Below are 19,241 nucleotides of genomic sequence, written 5' to 3' on the forward strand. Positions count from 1 at the left end.
TCCATTCCTTGAGGAGACAAAGCATGTGGAAGATTGTTGTGGGCTTTGTGGTGTTTGCCGCCATCAGCCTGTTTGTGATCATGAAAGCCGGTGACAAGGTCGACATGAGCGGTGAAAAACATGGCGCAGATGCCGTGCAGGCCCCCGAGCCTGTGCCAGCAGCGCCGGCAGTGGAAGCGCCAGCCCCTGCGGCAGAAGCACCAACAGCACCTGCTGCAGCTGCCGACGCCAAATAATCGCGCATGTTCTGCGCTGTCTTGCGCGGGCCAACACGCTCTTATCCCTTGCACTGGCGGCAAGGTTTTTTTTATTCCAGCTCGTGTGAGCCCATCGCTTCCAAACCACTGTTGCAGCCCTCGGCATAGGCTGTTGCTGTGATGACCAGTGAAACGATAGAGTATGCGCAATCATGTGGATATATACAGCTGTCTAGAATGATTGGCCTCCGCTAGAAAAGAACGCAGCCATGACCCAGGGCCAGATCCGTATCCGTGGTGCTCGCCAGCACAATCTGCAGAACATCGACCTCGACATTCGCATCGGCGAGTTGACCGTGGTCACCGGGCCCAGCGGCTCGGGCAAGTCCAGCCTGGTGTTCGACACCCTGTTTGCCGAAGGTCAGCGCCGCTATGTGGAAACCTTCAGCGCCTATGCGCGCCAGTTTCTGGACCGTATGGACAAGCCGGCCGTGGACCGGGTCGAAGGCGTGCCGCCGGCGATTGCCATCGACCAGACCAATCCGGTGCGCAACTCCCGCTCCACCGTGGGCACGATGACGGAGCTGAACGACCACCTCAAGCTGCTGTTTGCCCGCGCTGCCCATTTGTTCGACAGCGCCACCGGCCTGGCCGTGCAACACGACACGGCGGAAACCATTTACAGCGCGCTGCAGCAGCGCTGCGCGCAGGCGGGCGACCCGCGCATTGCCCTCACCTTCCCGGTGGAGCTGCCGGCCAATACGTCGGCCGACGAGGTGGCGCAATGGCTGTCCGCCAGCGGCTTCACCAAGGTCCAGGCAGAGCGCGAGGTGGAGCGCGCGCCTGCTGTGCCGGAGGCTCCTGCCAAAGGCAAGAAAGCCAAGGCCGCAGCCCCTGAAAAAATCAAGGTGCTGGACGTGGTGGCCGACCGCTTTCGCTTCAGCCGCGTGGAGCGCGCCCGGGCCATGGAGGCCATTGAGGTGGCGCTCAAGCGCGGCGGTGGCAGGCTCACCGTGTATGTGATGCCGGAAGAGGGCGAGTCCTTTCTGTGGAAGTTCTCCGAAGGCCTGCATTGCCCCGAGAGCAATCTGAGCTACACGGCACCCATGCCCAGCCTGTTCTCGTTCAACTCGGCCGTGGGCGCCTGCGACAGCTGCCGGGGCTTTGGCCGGGTGATTGGCGTGGACTGGGGCTTGGTGATTCCCAACGACAAACTCACGCTGCGCACCGGGGCCATCAAGGCCATACAGACACCGGCCTGGAAGGAGATTCAGGACGACTTGATGCGCCATGCCGAGGCCGAAGGCATTCCCCGCGACATCGCCTGGAGCAAGCTGACGGCCGAGCAAAAGCGCTGGGTCATCGACGGCTCGCCCAACTGGAATGGCAAGTGGAACCAGACCTGGTATGGCATCAAGCGTTTCTTTGAATACCTGGAGACCAAGGCCTACAAAATGCACATCCGTGTGCTGCTGTCCAAGTACCGCAGCTACACGGAATGCCCGGCCTGCAAGGGCGCGCGCCTCAAGACCGAAAGCCTGTTGTGGCGCATAGGAGGCAAGCCCCAGGCCGATGCCGTGCTGCCAGCAGACCAGCGATTCCTGCCCGTGGGGGTGGGGTGGTCGCAGGCGCAGCTGGAGGCGCTGCCCGGCCTGAATCTGCACGATTTGATGCGCCTGCCCATCGCGCGGCTGAGCCAGTTCTTTGACAGCCTCAAGCTCTCGGATCAGACCGGCCTGGCCGAGGGCGAGCTGCAGGCGCTCAAACTCTTGAACGAAGAAATCGGCACCCGCCTCAAATACCTGGTGGACGTGGGCATTGGCTACCTTACGCTGGACCGCCAAAGCCGCACGTTGTCCGGCGGCGAGGTGCAGCGCATCAACCTGACCACGGCCCTGGGCACCTCGCTGGTGAACACGCTGTTCGTGCTGGACGAGCCCAGCATCGGCCTGCATCCGCGCGACATGGAGCGTATCACCCAGGCCATGCACCGCCTGCGCGATGCCGGCAACACCCTGGTGGTGGTGGAGCATGACCCGGCCGTGATGTTTGCCGCCGACCGCATGATCGACATGGGCCCCGGCCCGGGCGCCAAGGGCGGCAACATTGTTTTTGACGGCACGCCGGAAGAGCTGAAGCGGGCCGATACCCTGACCGGCGCCTACCTGGGCGGGCGCAAGCAGGTGGGCTTTGGCGTCAAGCGCATGGTGACCGAGTCCACGCCCCGCCTGGTGCTGGAGGGCGCGCGCGCCCACAATCTGCAGAACCTGAACGTGGACTTTCCGCTGCAGCGTCTGGTGACGGTGACCGGGGTCTCGGGCTCCGGCAAGTCCACGCTGATCCAGGACATTCTGGCGCCGGCCTTGATGCGCCACTTTGGCAAACCCACGGACAGCCCGGGCGCGCATGACCGCCTGCTGGGGGCCGATCACCTGGCCGATGTGGTGTTTGTCGACCAGTCGCCCATTGGCAAGACGGCGCGCTCCAATCCCGTGAGCTATGTGGGTGCATGGGACAGCCTGCGCGAGCTGTTTGCGCTGGCGCCGCTGGCCGCGCAGCGCGGCTATACCGCTTCCAAGTTCAGCTTCAACAGCGGCGATGGCCGCTGCCCCACCTGTGGTGGCTCGGGCTTTGAGCATGTGGAGATGCAGTTCCTCTCCGATGTCTATCTGCGCTGCCCGGACTGCCATGGCAGCCGCTATCGGCCCGAGATTCTGGAAGTCACCCTGGAGCGCGAAGGCCGCGCGCTTTCCGTGGCCGATGTGCTGGAGCTGACCGTGGCCGAGGCCGCCGCGCTGTTTGCCAAGGACACGGACGTGATCCGTGCGCTGCAGCCCATTGTTGACGTGGGCCTGGAATATGTGAAGCTGGGCCAGCCCGTGCCCACGCTGTCGGGTGGCGAGGCCCAGCGCCTCAAGCTGGCCGGCTTTCTGGCCGAGGCCGCCAAGACGGCGGCCAAATCCAAGCAAAAACTGGCGCGCAAGGGCACCTTGTTTCTGTTTGACGAGCCCACCACCGGCCTGCACTTTGAAGACATTGCCAAGCTGATGCGCGCGCTGCGCAAGCTGCTGGAGGCTGGCAACAGCCTGATCGTCATCGAGCACAACCTGGACGTGATTCGTGCCAGCGACTGGTTGATCGACCTGGGCCCCGAAGGGGGTGAGGGCGGCGGCCAGATCGTGGCCCAGGGCACGCCCGAGGAGGTGCGACAGGTCAAGGCATCGCACACCGCCCAGGCGCTGCGCGAGTACGACCAGGCCATGGGCGTGGGCGGTCTGCGCGTGGCCGAAGTGGCCCCCATGCTCACGCAAACAGAGCGTGCCAAGCGCGCCAAGCCTGCGTTTGCAGGCAAAAGCGCCATTGAAATCGTCAACGCCAGAGAGCACAACCTGAAAAAACTGAGCGTGGACATTCCGCGCGGCAAGTTCAATGTGGTGACCGGCGTGTCGGGTTCCGGCAAGTCCACGCTGGCCTTTGACATCCTGTTCAACGAAGGCCAGCGCCGCTATCTGGAGTCGCTGAACGCCTATGCCCGTTCCATCGTCCAGCCCGCGGGCCGGCCCGAGGTGGATGCGGTGTGGGGCATTCCGCCCACCGTGGCCATCGAGCAGCGCCTGTCGCGCGGCGGGCGCAAGTCCACTGTGGGCACCACCACCGAGGTCTGGCACTTTCTGCGCCTGCTGTATGTGAAGCTGGGCACCCAGCATTGCGTGCACGACGGCGCGGCCGTGGAGCCGCAAACGCCGGAGCGCATTGCCGCCCAGTTGCTCACCCAGTTCAAGGGCCAGCATATCGGCCTGCTGGCACCGCTGGTGGTGGGGCGCAAGGGCGTCTACACCGAGTTGGCCGACTGGGCCCGGCCCAAGGGCTACACCCATTTGCGCGTGGATGGGGCTTTTCTGCCCACCACGGGTTTCCCGCGTCTGGACCGCTTCAAGGAGCACCATATCGAGCTGCCCGTGGCCAGCGTCAAGATCTCGGCCGCCAACGAGGCCGAGCTGCGCACGCAGCTGGCCAAGGCGCTGGAGATCGGCAAGGGCGTGGTCCATGTGCTGTCGGGCATTGCACAGCTGGAAGACACCATGGCCAGCGGTGGCGCCGGCGTGGGCCAGGTGCAGGTGTATTCCTCGCAGCGCGCCTGCCCTGTGTGCTCCACCAGCTATGCCGAGCTGCAGCCGGCGCTGTTCTCGTACAACAGCAAGCACGGCTGGTGCCCCGACTGCGTGGGCACAGGTGTCAAGCTCACCAAGGAGCAGCGCAAGGTCTATGACGACAGCCAGCTGGCCGAAGACAACCGCGGCCGCGAGCTGACATTTGACGGCCAGGAGGTGGAAGACCTGCAGGAAACCTGCTGCTCCACCTGCCAGGGCACACGGCTCAACCCCACGGCGCGGGCCGTGCAGTTCCACGGCCTGGCCGTGACGGCGCTGGCGCAGATGTCGGTCACACATTTGCGCGAATGGTTCCAGGCGCTGAAACCCACGGGCCGCGAGGCCGATATCGCCCGTGATCTGCTGCCGGAAATTCTGGGGCGCCTCGAATTTCTGGAAGAGGTGGGCCTGGGCTATCTGACGCTGGATCGCGGCGCGCCCACGCTCTCCGGTGGTGAGGCCCAGCGCATACGCCTGGCCGCGCAGCTGGGCAGCAATCTGCAGGGCGTGTGCTATGTGCTGGATGAGCCCACCATCGGCCTGCATGCGCGCGACAACCATATTCTGCTCAACGCCCTGCACAAGCTGGGCGACAAGGGCAACACCCTGGTGGTGGTGGAGCATGACGAAGACACCATACGCCGCGCCGACCATGTGATCGACATCGGCCCCAGCGCCGGCAAGCGTGGCGGGCATCTGGTGGCCCAGGGCACGCCGGCCGACATCATGGCGGCTGCCGACTCGCAAACCGGCCGCTACCTGCTGCACGCCATGCGCCATCCCTTGCAGGCGCGCCGCGCCGTGCTGGGCGTGGCGGATGCGGTGCAAGCCGCAGCTATCAAAGCCGAAGCGGCTGCCGCTGATACAGCCAGCGTTAAACCGAAAAAACGTAGCAAGAAGCAACTGGCGGAAGATGCTGCCGCGGCGCTGGCCGCCGACAGCGCCGCGGCCAATGCCCAGTTGCAGAACCCCGTCAAAGACAGCGGGCCGCTGCACTGGCTGACGGTGGAAGGTGCACGCCTGCACAATCTGCAAAGCGTGGAAGCCAGCGTGCCGCTCAAGCGCCTGGTGGCCGTCACGGGCGTGTCAGGCTCCGGCAAGTCCACGCTGGCGCGCGATGTGCTGCTGACCAATGTGGCCGCCCTGGTGGCCCAGCGCGCCACCAAGGCCGGCCGCGAGGAGATGGAGTCCGGCAAAAAGGTCAAGCTGGTGGGGGCCAAGGCCGTCACCGGCTACGAGGTGATCGACCGCGTGCTGGAAGTGGACCAGACGCCGATTGGCAAAACCCCGCGCAGCTGCCCCGCCACCTACATCGGCTTCTGGGACACCATCCGCAAGCTGTTTGCCGATACGCTGGAAGCCAAGGCGCGCGGCTATGGTGCCGGGCGTTTCAGCTTCAATACCGGCGAAGGCCGCTGCCCGGCCTGTGAGGGCCAGGGCATGCGCACCATCGAAATGAGCTTTCTGCCCGATGTGAAAGTGCCTTGCGAAACCTGCCATGGCGCGCGCTTCAACCCCGAGACCCTGGCCGTCACCTGGCGTGGCAAAAGCATAGGCGATGTGCTGCAGATGGAAGTGGACGAGGCCGTGGAGTTTTTTGCCTCCATGCAAAACATTGCCCATCCGCTGCAGCTGCTGAAAGACGTGGGCCTGGGCTATCTGACCTTGGGCCAGCCTTCGCCCACTTTGAGCGGCGGCGAAGCCCAGCGCATCAAGCTGGTGACCGAGCTCACCAAGGTACGCGACGATGTCACCAAGCGTGGCAACAAGGCGCCGCACACGCTGTATGTGCTGGACGAGCCCACCGTGGGCCTGCACATGGCCGATGTGGACAAGCTGATCCGCGTGCTGCACCGCCTGGTCAATGCCGGCCACAGCGTGGTGGTGATCGAGCATGACCTGGACGTGATCGCCGAGGCCGACTGGGTGATCGATCTGGGCCCCGAAGGCGGCACCGGTGGTGGCCAGATCGTGGCCACCGGCACGCCGGAAGAGCTGGTGGCCATTGGCACCCACACCGGCCAGGCGCTGGCACCGGTACTGGCGCGCGCTGCCTCGGCCTGAACGGGTGGCCGCACCTATGGCTTTGACACGCAACAACTGGCCCAGCGCCGACGCGGTGGAGCGCAGCCTGGCAGCGCAGTTCACCCTGCCACCCTTGCCCGAGGCGCTGCAGCCGTGGCTGGACTGGTGTGCCGCATTGCCGGCCGATGTGGCCCTGCACCTGGACGCACTGGGCCCACTCACCGGCGCACGCACCGTGGACGGCCCCAGCCTGCTGCGGGCCATGGAGGGCTACCGCTTTGTGCTGAACCCGCAGTCCAGCACGCCGGAGCAGCTGGTCTGGCAGGACATGGCAGAGACGGGCGACTGGCAGCCGCATTGGATCGTGTTGCAAAACAGCGAGGGCGACCCGCTGATTGCCGATCTGCGAGACCCTGCCGTGCCGATACTCGAGGCCATGCATGGCGCGGGGCGCTGGGACCCCCAGCCCTGTTTTGGCAGCGTGGCGGAGTTGATGCAGCACATAGCGGTCTACACACCGCAATCGCCGGGCGATGGGCCGCCTACGGTTTTTTATTCCGTAGACCTGGTGGACCTGGGGCCCCAGCCGCTGCGCGTGCTGACGGCGCTCAAGACCCATCCGCGCTGGCGCGGCCATGCCGGCTCCCGGCTGCTGGCCCTGCGTGATCAGCTGCCGCTGTGCCTGCTGGAAGACAACGTCAGCACCAGCCTGCGCGACCACTGGGTGCACACCTGCGAAGCCCTGGGCGGCAAGGTGGAAGTACGGGAGCGCACGCTGCCGCGCAGCTAAAGAAAGGGATGGCGATGCAGAACGAGGGAGTCCAAGGCGGTGTGCGTCTGCTGCTACGGATGGAGGGCGCGGCCCTGCTGGCGCTGGCAGTGGCTGCTTATGGCCACTGGTGTGTGCCGCAAGGCCAGGGCTGGGGGCTTTGGGCCGCCTGTTTTTTGCTGCCGGACCTGGCCTTGCTGGCCTACCTCGTAGGCCCGCGCACAGGGGCTGCCTGCTACAACAGCACGCACAGCCTGTTGGGCGCGGTGGCCTGTCTGTGCCTGGCTCTAGCAGGTGCTGGCGGCTACTGGTTGGCTGCCGGCCTGGTGTGGGCCGCCCATATCGGCTTTGACCGCATGCTGGGCTATGGGCTCAAGTACGGCAGCGGTTTTGGCCATACCCATCTGGGCCGCATAGGGCGGGAGCGCTCCAGCGCCAAAGCCGAATAAGAGGCCGCACCGCGCTGGCTGCCGAGAAAGAAAACCCATGGAAAAACCCGTCATTGTTTTTGTGAGCGCGGTCTACCCCAGCCAGCACAGCCTGCTGTGCAGCCATCTGCGCCAGACCGGTATGGCAGACAGCTGGTTTATGACCATGCCAGGCCATGTGCAGCGCCATGCCCAGGACGGAGAGCATCTGCTGCCCTTTCAGCCCGATGGCGACATCATGGGCCACCAGGGCTATTACTACGCCAGCAAGGTAGAGCGCTCGGCCCGCATTGCACGCGGCGTTTACCAGGCGATCAAGGCCTTTGAAGCCAAGCAGGGTAAGAAGGTGGATGTGATCGTCTCCCACTCCATGTGGGGGTCTACCAATTTGCTCTATGGCGAGCTGGACGCCGCCTTTGTCAGCTACATCGAATTTCCCAGTTACCGCGCCCATGGCTGGGACGCACGCTACCCGCCCGATCTATCGCAGCGCCTGACGGACCGCAACATGGAAATGCTGCACTACCACCAGGTGCTGTGCAGCGATCTGACCATCACGCCCAGCCAGCATGCCAGGTCCATGTTTCCACCGGAGTTGCAAAGCCGCATTGCGGTGCAATTTGAAGGCTTTGATCTGTCGGCCGAGATGGCGAAAGCACGGCCCACAACGCCTGCGGATACGCGCTTCAGCATCGGGTTTTCTGCCCGCGATCTGTCCAGCGCCAAGGGTTTTGAAACCTTTATGCGCCTGGTGGACCGCATGGTGCGGGAAGGCCAGGCCGAGGGCGTACGCTTTGTGGCCCTGGGCGATGCGCAGGCGCCGACCTATGGCTACGAGCAGCAATGGGTGCAGCGCCAATACGGGGATGCGCAATTCAGCTTCAAAGACCATTTGCTCAAGCTCCACCCGGCTGCCGAGGTGGTGGAGTTTCCGGGCAAGCTGCCCTATGCGCAGTTCGCCCAGTTGCTGGGCGAGATCGACCTGTTTCTCTATCCTTTGCGCCATGGCGTGGCCAATTGGGGGCTGATGGAAATCCTGGCCCGTGGCGGCTGTGTGCTGGGCTCCAACTGGGGCTTTGTGCCCGAGCTGGTGCAGCATGATGTCAACGGCATGCTGCTGCCCGATGCGGACGACGCCTGGATACAAGCCATCGCCAGCTTGCGCGCTGACCCGCAGCGGCGGCAGCGCTATCGCCAGGCGGCCATGGAAACCGGCAAGGCCTTCCACATTGCCCGTGTGGCGCCGCGTTATATGGAGCTGTTTCGCCTGGCCATGTTGAACCAGCGCACGCGAAAGAACGCTTGGGGCGCAGTCCCACTCGCGCCTCGCTAGCTATTACATCCAGAGCGTGAAATGCATGTGCAGCGCCCCTGTGCGGCCTCAATATCTGCATATGACAGGCGCTTGGAGGCGGGGCGCGGGCGGGTGAAATAATGGGCGGAAGCCGGCCGAGCCTGCGACACTCTTTTGCCCTCATCCTCCTTACCCCCATGCCTGAAACACCCCATCGCTCTCTCTTGCAGACCCATGGCAGCGAGGTCAATCGCTCCGGCGAGCTGGAGGTGTTGGTGCTAGTCGCGGAGCGTGGCAGCCTGTCGGCTGCGGCGCGGCAGCTGGATCTGTCGCCCTCGGCGGTGAGCAAGACGGTGTCGCGGCTGGAGGCCCGCTTGGGTGTGCAGCTGCTGCAGCGCAGTACCCGGCACCTGCAGCTGACGGCCGAAGGTGCACAGCTGGTGGAGCAGGGCAAGCGCCTGCTGGCCGATCTGGATGCGCTGGAAGCCAGGGTGGCTGCGCGCAGCGCGCCGCAGGGCGTGGTGCGCATCACGGCCAGCACCTCCACAGGCCAGCTGCTGTTGGTGCCCAAGGTGCCGCAGCTGCTGGAGCAGCACCCGGGGTTGGAGCTGGAGCTGTTGTTCTCCGACCCGGTGGTGGACCTGGTGGCGGAGGGCATAGACATTGCCATCCGCTGGGGCCAGCTGCCGTCCTCGGACATGGTGGCGCGCAGGCTGGGTTGCACCCGCCAGGTGATTGTGGGGGCGCCGGACTATCTGGCCCGCCACGGTGTGCCGCTGCACCCGCAGGAGCTCCAGACCCACAGGCGCATGGGCTGGTCCTATCCCCGTGCCATCCCGCATTGGCCTTTTCTGGTGGAGGGGCAGCGTGTGATGGTGGATGCGGGCGAGGTGCTGCGCGTCAACGATGGCGATGTGCTGCGCAGCCTGGCCGTGGCCGGTGCGGGCCTGGCCAGGCTGTCGCTGTTCCATGCCTGGAAGGATCTGGAAGCGGGGCATTTGCAGGTGGTACTGGAGGACTTCAACTGCGGGGACCTGGAGCCCATTCACGCGGTCTACCTGGGCAAGCCCGATCGCCTGCCACCGCGCACGCGGGCCGTGCTGGATTTCTTGCAAGCCCATGTCGATCTGCGCCATGCCGAGCTGCTGCCAGCGCCGTGGCAGGCTTGAGCCATTGACCAGTGCCTATTGGTTTACCCATGGCCCGCAGCAGCGAAAGAATCATCTATTTGCAGCCCGATGCACCGGCCAAGCCGGCCATGGGGGCGCCCTGCAATGGCTGCGGTCTGTGCTGCCTGGCCGAGCCCTGTCCGCTGGGCATGTGGGTGTCACGCCGCCGCAGCGGGGCCTGCAAGGCCTTGCAATGGCATGAATCTGCCCAGCAGTACCGCTGCGGCATGGTGGTGGACCCTGCTGCCGTGCTGGGCTGGAAAACACCTTGGGCCGTATCGCTGGTGGCCCGGCTGGCCCGGCGCTGGATTGCCGCAGGCATAGGCTGCGATGCAGATTGGCAGGCGCAGCCACCGCGCGATGCAGACCCTGAGGCCACCCCATTTCCTTAATGGTTTCAAGGCCTTGGGTCATTGCAGCGGTCATTGACATCAATAATCAAAAAACTGCCTTGGCAGGCTGGTCTTCGGTGCTTTTTAGGCGCGGAGGGCGCATGGCCTTTCCAAGCGCTGGGCTTTGGCCAGGTTTTGAAAGCACAGTTGGTACCCATACCGCCACACGCTGCAGGGTGAGGCAGGCAGCTTCGATCTGCGCGCAAGCCTGTGCGGCGGCGCCCTCGGGAGCAGCCGGAGCAGAGCCCAAAGAAGACCATGGCAAGGGGCGATCATGTCCCGCCCGGCCACCTTGTGGCGCACTGTTTTTCCGCAGTCCAGGCGCCATGCCGACGCAGGCTTGGGGTTGCTGGTGCTGCCGCTTCCCGGCCCTGTGGCCCTTCGTTATTAGTAGGGCCCATTGGCGAGCCTTGCGGCGCGGCGGTGGTGCCCGGCAGAGCAAGAGGGCATGGACTTGTCAGCTCGTATCTTGCTGCACCCTTTTGGAGTGTTGAAGGCCTGTTGACAGGCCTTTTTCAGGTGGGTGCCGGCTGCTGCGGTACATGGATGATTTGCTTCGCTCGTTTTTTTGAAAGCGCGCAATGATGAACCTACCTGGCCACAGCGCATTGCCCTCTTGGCGGCAACTGCGCTGAATTCCGCTCGCGTTGCAAGGGCCTTTGCAGCCTATGTCGCGGCATTTTTACCCCGCTCCCATGGCATCTTTGCTGCCGGTTGGAGTCTTGTGTTCGGGGTGGGGCATGGCGCTTGCCATGGGAATGCTGCTGGTGCTGGGCGGCCACCATGCCGTGGCCGCCACCTTCCCTCCCGTGGCCAACGCCATCAGCATCACGGTGGTGAAAAACAGCGGTGAGGTGGCGATCCCCCCCGATGTCTCCGGTGTCTTTGATGCGCTGGCGGTCGTCTCCAGCGCTGGCAATGGCTTTGCCCGCGCTGGCACCGACCAACTGCTGTATTACCGCCCCGTCAGCGAGTATTCCGGTACCGACACATTCACCTACACCGCCAGCAACGAAGCCGGCAGCTCTGCGCCCGCGACGGTCACGGTCACCGTGAATCCGGCCCTGCCCATTGCCAAGAGCAGCACCAGCACCGTGGCGGCCAACAGCGTGGGCAATGTGTTGACACTCAGCCTCAGTGGCGGGCCGGTCGACAGAGTCACCATCCAGACCTCTCCCGCCAACGGCCTGCTCACCGTCGCGGGGAGTGGGATTGCCTACACCCCCACAGCCGGGTATTACGGCACGGACTCCTTCAGCTACAGCGCCAGCAATGCGGGAGGAACTTCGCAGACCGCAACAGTCACCATCACCGTCAACCCGCCGCCGCCCATAGTCCATGACGTCAGTGTTTCCGTTGCGAAGAACAGCGGAACCACGTTGATCACGCCCAGTGTCACCGGTACTTACCGCTCGGTGGTCAAGGCTTCTGAACCTGCCCACGGCTCGGCCTGGACCAGCCAGAAGACCATGCTGGGATACACCCCGGATGGTAATTATTCGGGGTCTGATTCTTTCACCTACACCGCCACCAATGACGGTGGAACCTCGGCGCCTGCGACGGTCTACATCAACGTGGGGGCAGCGGTGCCCATTGCCAACAACAGCAGCGCATCTGTGGCGGCCAACAGCAGCGCCAATGTGCTGGCACTGAATCTGAGTGGGGGGGGCGCTACCAGCGTGGCCCTGGTCACTCAGGCGGACCATGGTGTGGCCACGGCCAGCGGCAATGCCATCAGCTACACGCCCACCCCTGGTTACTCGGGCACAGACGCTTTCACCTACACCGCCACGAATGCCAGCGGAACCTCCACCGTGGCGAACGTGAGAATCACTGTGACTCCGCCCACGCTGAGTCTCAGTCCCACCAGTTTGAATATGGGAAAAATGGGCTCGGCCTACAACCAGATTCTGGATGTCAGTTTTGGAACGCCGCCTTATGTGTACGCCCTCAGCGAGGGGCGCTTGCCCGAAGGGATGGTGCTGGGCAGCATCACGGGTACACCCACAGAAAGCGGGACCTTCAGCTTCACAGTTCAGGCCACCGATGTCTATGGGGCCACTGGCACGCAGAGCTATGAGCTGACCATCGCCATTCCAGCGCCTAAGGCGAATGCCACGAGTGCGACGGTGGCGGCGAACAGCAGCACCAACTTGGTGGACCTGGACACCACGGGAGAGGTCGACAGTGTGGCCGTCGTGGGCCAGGCCGGGCATGGAGAAGCCACGGCCAGCGGTGCCAATATCTACTACACACCTGCTGTGGGCTACTCGGGTACGGATGCATTCAGCTACACGGCCACCAATACCAGCGGCACCTCGGCGGCTGCGACCGTCACGGTCACGGTGACGGCTCCCACGCTGCTGCTGACACCCAATACCTTGAACTCGGGCACGGTGGGTTCGGCATACGGCCAGACATTGGCATCCAGCGAAGGTACGGCCCCTTATACCTACACGCTGTCCTCTGGAAGCCTGCCTGAAGGACTGAGTCTGGGAAGCAGTGGTGCAATCACGGGAACGCCTACGGCCAGTGGCAACTTCAGCTTCACCATCCAGTCCACCGACGCCTATGGTGCCACCGGAGCGCAAAACTATGTGCTGCTCATTACGCCCCTACCGGTCCCTGTGGCCAATGCCTCGAGCATCACCGTGTTGGCCAACAGCAATGCCAATCCGGTGGCGTTGAGCATCACGGGAGCGGCCACCAGTGTGGCCGTCGCCACCCAGGCGTTGCAGGGCACGGCCACAGCCAGTAGCACCGGCATCAGCATCAGTTACACCCCCGTGGCGGGCTATTCGGGGGCAGACTCCTTTACCTACACGGCCAGCAATGCCAGTGGCAGCTCGGCGGCGGCCATGGTGACGATTGCGGTGACAGCACCTGTGCTGATGCTGTCACCCAGCACCCTGATCACGGGCATGGTGGGCTCGGCATACAGCCAGACGCTGTCTGCCAGCCAAGGCACGGCCCCCTATACCTATGCCCTGTCCTCAGGGGCGCTGCCCGGTGGGCTGAATTTGGGAAGCGACGGCGTACTCCAGGGAACGCCCACAGCCAGTGACAGCTTCAGCTTCACCATCCAGGCCACTGACGCCCATGGCGCTACCGGAGCGCAAAGCTATGCGCTGTTCATTGCCCCCTTGCCGGTGCCTGTGGCCAACCCGTCGAAGCTGACCGTGGCGGCCAACAGCAATGCCAACCCGGTGACGCTGAGCATCACGGGGGCAGCCACCAGTGTGGATGTGATTGCGCAGGCGCTCCACGGCACGGCATTGGCCAGCGGCGCCAGCATGGGCTACACGCCCACGATGGGTTACTCGGGAACGGATGCCTTTACCTACACCGCCACCAATGACAGCGGCACGTCGGCAGTGGCCACGGTGATCGTGACGGTAAGTCCTCCGTTTTTGAGCATTGCTCCGGGCGTTTTGCCGGATGGCATGGTGGGCACAGCCTATGGCCAAAGCCTGAGCGCCAGCCTGGGAACGGCACCCTATACCTATGCCTTGGTTTCGGGCAGCCTGCCTGGGGGGCTTGGCCTGGGAAGCGGTGGCATGCTCATGGGAACGCCCACGACCAGTGGCAGCTTCAGTTTCACCATCCAGGCCACCGATGCTTATGGTGCGACCGGAACACAAATCTATGCGCTGCTCATTACGCCTCTGCCGGTGCCTGTGGCCAACCCGTCGAAGCTGACCGTGGCGGCCAACAGCAATGCCAACCCGGTGACGCTGAGCATCACGGGGGCTGCCACCCGTGTGGATGTGATTGCGCAGGCGCTCCACGGCACGGCGGTGGCCAGCGGCGCCAGCATGGGCTACACGCCCGCGATGGGTTACTCGGGAGCGGATGCCTTTACCTACACGGCCACCAATGGCAGCGGTACGTCGGCAGTGGCCACGGTGAGCGTGACGGTGAGTCCTCCGGTTCTGAGCATTGCCCCGGGCGCTTTGCCGGATGGCATGGTGGGCGCAGCCTATGGCCAAAACCTGAGCGCCAGCCTGGGGACGGCGCCCTATACCTATGCCTTGGTCTCGGGCAGCCTGCCAGGAGGGCTTGGCCTGGGAAGCGATGGAACGCTCATGGGAACGCCCACGGCCAGCGGCAGCTTCAGTTTCACCATCCAGGCCACCGACGCTTATGGTGCGACCGGAACACAAATCTATGCGCTGCTCATTACGCCTCTGCCGGTGCCTGTGGCCAACCCGTCGAAGCTGACCGTGGCGGCCAACAGCAATGCCAACCCGGTGACGCTGAGTATCACCGGGGCAGCCACCCGTGTGGATGTGATTGCGCAGGCGCTCCACGGCACGGCATTGGCCAGCGGCGCCAGCATGGGCTACACGCCCGCGATGGGCTACTCGGGGGCTGATGCCTTTACCTACACCGCCACCAATGGCAGCGGTACTTCGGCAGCGGCCACGGTGACCGTGACGGTGAGTCCTCCGGTTCTGAGCATTGCCCCAGGCGCTTTGCCGGATGGCACTGTCGGGGCGGCCTATGGCCAAAACCTGAGCGCCAGCCTGGGGACGGCGCCCTATACCTATGCCTTGGTCTCGGGCAGCCTGCCTGGGGGGCTTGGCCTGGGAAGCGGTGGCATGCTCATGGGAACGCCCACGACCAGTGGCAGCTTCAGTTTCACCATCCAGGCCACCGATGCTTATGGTGCGACCGGAACACAAACTTATGCGCTGCTCATTACGCCCCTGCCGGCGCCTGTGGCCAATCCTTCGAATACCACCGTCTTTGCCAACAGCAGCGACAACCTGGTGACGCTGAGCATCACGGGGATGGCTTCCAGTGTGGCCGTCGCGACCCAGGCAGCCTCTGGCACGGCCACAGCCAGTGGTGCCAGCATCCGCTATACGCCTGCGGCGGGCTACTCGGGCTCGGACTCCTTTACCTACACCGCCACCAATGCCAGTGGTACCTCGGCGGCCGCCACGGCGACGATTGCGGTGACAGCGCCTGTGCTGATGCTGAGCCCCTCCACCCTGATCACAGGCATGGTGGGCTCGGCATACAGCCAGACGCTGTCTGCCAGCCAAGGTACGGCCCCCTATACCTATGCGCTGTCCTCGGGGGCGCTGCCCGGGGGGCTCAGCCTGGGCAGCGACGGTGCACTCACGGGAACGCCCACCGCCAGTGGCAGCTTCAGCTTCACCATCCAGGCCAGCGACGCCCATGGCGCCACCGGAACGCAAAGCTATGCGCTGTTCATTGCCCCTCTGCCGGTGCCCGTGGCCAACCCTTCGAGCCTTACCGTGCCCGCCAACAGCAATGCCAACCCGGTCACGCTGAGCATCACGGGAGCAGCCGCCAGCGTGGCGGTGGTCACCCAGGCGCTCCACGGCACGGCTTTGGCCAGCGGCGCCAGCATGAGCTACACGCCCGCGATGGGCTACTCGGGGGCTGATTCCTTTACCTACACAGCCACCAATGCCAGTGGTACCTCGGCGGCCGCCATGGTGAGCGTGAACGTGCTTTCTCCCGCGCTGAGCATTGTTCCGGGCACTTTGCCGGATGGCATGGTGGGCACAGCCTACGGCCAAAGCCTGAGCGCCAGCCTGGGAACGGCGCCCTATACCTATGCCTTGGCCTCGGGCAGTCTGCCTGGGGGGCTCAGCCTGGGAAGCGGTGGTGCGCTCACGGGAACGCCTACGGCCACAGGCAGCTTCAGCTTCACCATTCAGGCCACCGACGCCCATGGCGCCAACGGGGCGCAAAACTATGTGCTGTTCATTGCGCCCCTGCCCGTGCCCGTGGCCAACCCCTCCAATGCCACGGTATTCGCCAACAGCAATGCCAATCAGCTGGCGCTGAGCATCACAGGTGCAGCGGCCAGCGTGGCGGTGGTCACCCAGGCGCTTCATGGCACGGCCTTGGCCAGCGGTGCCAGCATCCGCTATACGCCCATGGCGGGTTACTCGGGTGCGGACTCCTTCACCTACACGGCCACCAATGCCAGCGGCACCTCGGCGGCGGCCACGGTGACGATTGCCGTGACAGCGCCTGTGCTGGCGCTGAGTCCCAGCACCTTGCCGGACGGCATGGAGGGCACAGCCTATGGCCAAAGCCTGAGTGCGAGCTTGGGCACAGCACCCTATACCTACGCGCTGGCCTCGGGCAGCTTGCCTGGGGGGCTCAGCCTGGGAGGCGGTGGTGCCCTCACGGGAACGCCCACGGCCACAGGCAGTTTCAGCTTCACCCTCCAGGCGCGTGATGCCTATGGCGCCACTGGAACGCAAAGCTATGCGCTGCTCATTGCGCCCCCGCCGGTACCCGTGGCCAATTCCGCGAGCATCACCGTGCCGGCCAACAGCAGCGCCACCCCGGTGACGCTGAGCATTACCGGGGTGGTGGTCAGCGTGGCCGTGGCGACCCAGGCCGCCCATGGCACAGCCACAGCCAGCGGCAGCAGCATCAGCTATATGCCCACGGCGGGTTACTCGGGCTCGGACTCCTTTACCTACACGGCCTCCAACGCCAGCGGCACTTCGGTTGCGGCCACGGTGGCGGTGACGGTCAGCCCTCCCACTTTGAGCATCGCCCCTGGCTCGCTGCCGCCGGGCACGATCGGCATAGCCTATGGCCAGCACCTGAGTGCCAGACTGGGAACCGCACCCTATGGCTATACCCTGGCGCAGGGCAGCTTGCCTGCGGGCATCAGCCTGTCCCGTGATGGGCAGCTCAGCGGCACGCCAACGGCCTATGACGCTTTTGACTTCACGGTCCAGGCCTCGGATGTTTATGGCGCCACAGGTCTGCAGCGCTATACGCTGGCGGTCGCCATCCAGGCACCCACTGCCGGCCCGGTGAGCGCCACCGTGGCGGCCAACAGCTCGGACAACCCCATCGCACTCCAGCTGGCCGGGGGGCCGGTCGCCAGCGTGGCCGTGGTCAGCCAGGCTGCGCATGGCACGGCCAAGGTCAGCGGCACCGCCATCCTCTATACGCCCACTCCCGGGTATTCGGGGGGGGATATGTTCAGCTACGCGGCCACGAATGCCGGCGGCAGCGCCACTGCCACGGTGACGGTGACAGTGACCGCGCCCCAACTCGGCATCACGCCCGCGGCGGGCAAGCTGCCCAATGCCACCGAGGGCGCGGCTTACAGCCAGAGCCTGGTGGCCAGCGGAGGGACTGCGCCCTATGGTTTTGCGCTGAGCAGCGGGGCCTTGCCCGCAGGCCTGAATCTCTCCACGGGTGGTCTGATCGCGGGCACGCCACAGGTGTATGCCACTGGTGGCTTCAGCTTCAGCGTCGGGGTGAGCGATGTGTATGGCGCTACGGGAGGGGTGAGCTACACCCTGGCAGTGGGCCAGATGCAGCCTGTGGCCCCATCGCTGAGCGTGACCCTGGAGTCCGGCAGCAGCGTGGAGCTGGACTTGACGGCCAATGCCATGGGCGGGCCCTTCAGCAGCGCCGCGCTGCTGTCCCTGTCACCCGCTGAGGCGGGCAAGGCCTCCATACAGAGCAGCCCATCGGCAGGGGCGGCGGGCGCGCCGGGGTATCTCTTGCGCTTTACCAGCAATCGCAGCTTCAGCGGAGCCGCCGTGGTGGTCTACACCTTGAGCAATACGGCAGGCACTTCGGCTCCAGCTCAGGTCCATATCCAGGTGCTGGCACGCAGCGACCCCAGCAAGGACGCCGAGGTGGCCGGCATTGTGGCGGCCCAGACCCAAAGTGCCAGCCGCTTTGCCAGTGCCCAGATTGCCAATGTCGCCACGCGCCTGGAAGGTCTGCATGCCGATGGCTGGGGGCGCTCGGACTTTGGCCTGAGCCTGAACGCCGGGAGCCGGGCCGCACTCCCTCAGTCCATGCCGGACGGCTTTCCCATGGGGGGCATGCGCAAGACGACGCAGCGCGCCGAGCAGGGATTGCCCGGCTTGTATGCCAGCCCCTATCCCTTGCCGGATCTGCCCGCCAGCAACCAACCCTCCGGCAGCGGCAAACAGGCGCTGACGTTCTGGGCCGGGGGCGCGGTGGACTATGGCCGCCAGTATGTGCGCGGCGTGGATACCGAGTACCGCTTCACCACCAGCGGCATCAGCGCTGGGGGCGACTATCGTCTGAGCGATCTGGCCACATTGGGCCTGGGCCTGGGGTTGGGCAGAGACAGCTCACTCATCGGCTTGAACGGCAGCAAGAGTGCAGCCGACAGTCTCTCCGTCATGCTTTATGGCAGCCTGCGGCCGGCCAAGAACATGTTTGTGGACGGCTTGCTGGGCTATGGCCGTTTGCGCTTTGATTCGACGCGCTACATCACCGATGGCGGCGGCCTGGCCACCGGCTCGCGCACCGGCAAGCAGCTGTTTGCCGCCGTGGTCGCCGGCATGGAGTTTCGCGAGTCCGGCTGGATGTGGTCGCCCTATATGCGGCTGGAGCTGAGCCGTGCCACGCTGGACACCTATAGCGAATCGGCGCCCAGGTTGGCGGCCCTGACCTACTTTGCCCAAAAAACCAGTGTGCTGAGCGGCGTGCTGGGCCTGCGTGCCGAAGGTATCTACAACCTGGGAGAGGCCAAGCTGGTGCCCAAAACCAGGCTGGAATACACACACAGCCTGCGGCGTGATGGCGAGGCCGGCTTGGCCTATGCCGATCTGGCCGACCTGGGGCCGGCCTATAGCCTGGGCAGCAACAGCTTCCAATCCGGGAGCTGGACGCTGGGCCTGGGCCTGCGCCTGCTGTGGCGCAAAGGGCTGGAGCTCTCGCTGGAGCTGAGCTCCAGCATCGATATCAACAACAACCGAAACCAGGGCTTGTCTCTGGGCTTGCGTGTGCCGTTCTAGCCAGGGAGCTAGGGATAGCCC

Annotated in this window: 8 protein-coding genes; all 8 read left to right on the top strand. The window is 64.9% G+C overall.

Going from position 1 to position 19,241, the window contains the following annotated elements; translation table 11 throughout:
• Positions 1–23 precede the first annotated feature (23 nt).
• The 8 genes from ACA027_RS02905 to ACA027_RS02940 all read left to right on the top strand — a co-directional run bounded on the left by ACA027_RS02905 (position 24) and on the right by ACA027_RS02940 (position 19,220).
• Positions 24–236 (top strand): hypothetical protein, encoded by a 213-nt coding sequence (locus ACA027_RS02905; RefSeq protein WP_370680899.1) that lies wholly within the window; start codon positions 24–26, stop codon positions 234–236.
• Positions 237–466: 230 nt separating this feature from the next.
• Positions 467–6,412, top strand: coding sequence for an excinuclease ABC subunit UvrA (uvrA, locus tag ACA027_RS02910; RefSeq protein ID WP_370680900.1), 5,946 nt, complete (start codon positions 467–469; stop codon positions 6,410–6,412).
• A gap of 16 nt (positions 6,413–6,428) precedes the next feature.
• Positions 6,429–7,163, top strand: coding sequence for a hypothetical protein (locus ACA027_RS02915; RefSeq protein ID WP_370680901.1), 735 nt, complete (start codon positions 6,429–6,431; stop codon positions 7,161–7,163).
• 14 nt (positions 7,164–7,177) lie between these two features.
• A complete protein-coding gene (locus tag ACA027_RS02920; protein ID WP_370680902.1) occupies positions 7,178–7,591 on the top strand; it encodes a DUF4260 domain-containing protein in 414 nt (137 codons plus the stop codon).
• Between the two features lie 37 nt (positions 7,592–7,628).
• The gene (locus ACA027_RS02925; RefSeq protein ID WP_370680903.1) at positions 7,629–8,903 is read left to right on the top strand and encodes a glycosyltransferase; all 1,275 of its coding nucleotides are present in this window, start codon (positions 7,629–7,631) and stop codon (positions 8,901–8,903) included.
• 158 nt (positions 8,904–9,061) lie between these two features.
• Positions 9,062–10,033 (top strand): LysR family transcriptional regulator, encoded by a 972-nt coding sequence (locus ACA027_RS02930; protein WP_370680904.1) that lies wholly within the window; start codon positions 9,062–9,064, stop codon positions 10,031–10,033.
• A 29-nt stretch (positions 10,034–10,062) separates the two neighbouring features.
• The gene (locus ACA027_RS02935) at positions 10,063–10,425 is read left to right on the top strand and encodes a hypothetical protein (RefSeq protein WP_370680905.1); all 363 of its coding nucleotides are present in this window, start codon (positions 10,063–10,065) and stop codon (positions 10,423–10,425) included.
• A gap of 752 nt (positions 10,426–11,177) precedes the next feature.
• Positions 11,178–19,220, top strand: coding sequence for an Ig-like domain-containing protein (locus ACA027_RS02940; RefSeq protein WP_370680906.1), 8,043 nt, complete (start codon positions 11,178–11,180; stop codon positions 19,218–19,220).
• The last annotated feature ends 21 nt before the right edge of the window (positions 19,221–19,241 follow it).

Origin of the sequence: Comamonas sp. GB3 AK4-5 (assembly GCF_041320665.1) — a bacterium.
Classification (GTDB): Bacteria; Pseudomonadota; Gammaproteobacteria; order Burkholderiales; family Burkholderiaceae_C; genus Comamonas.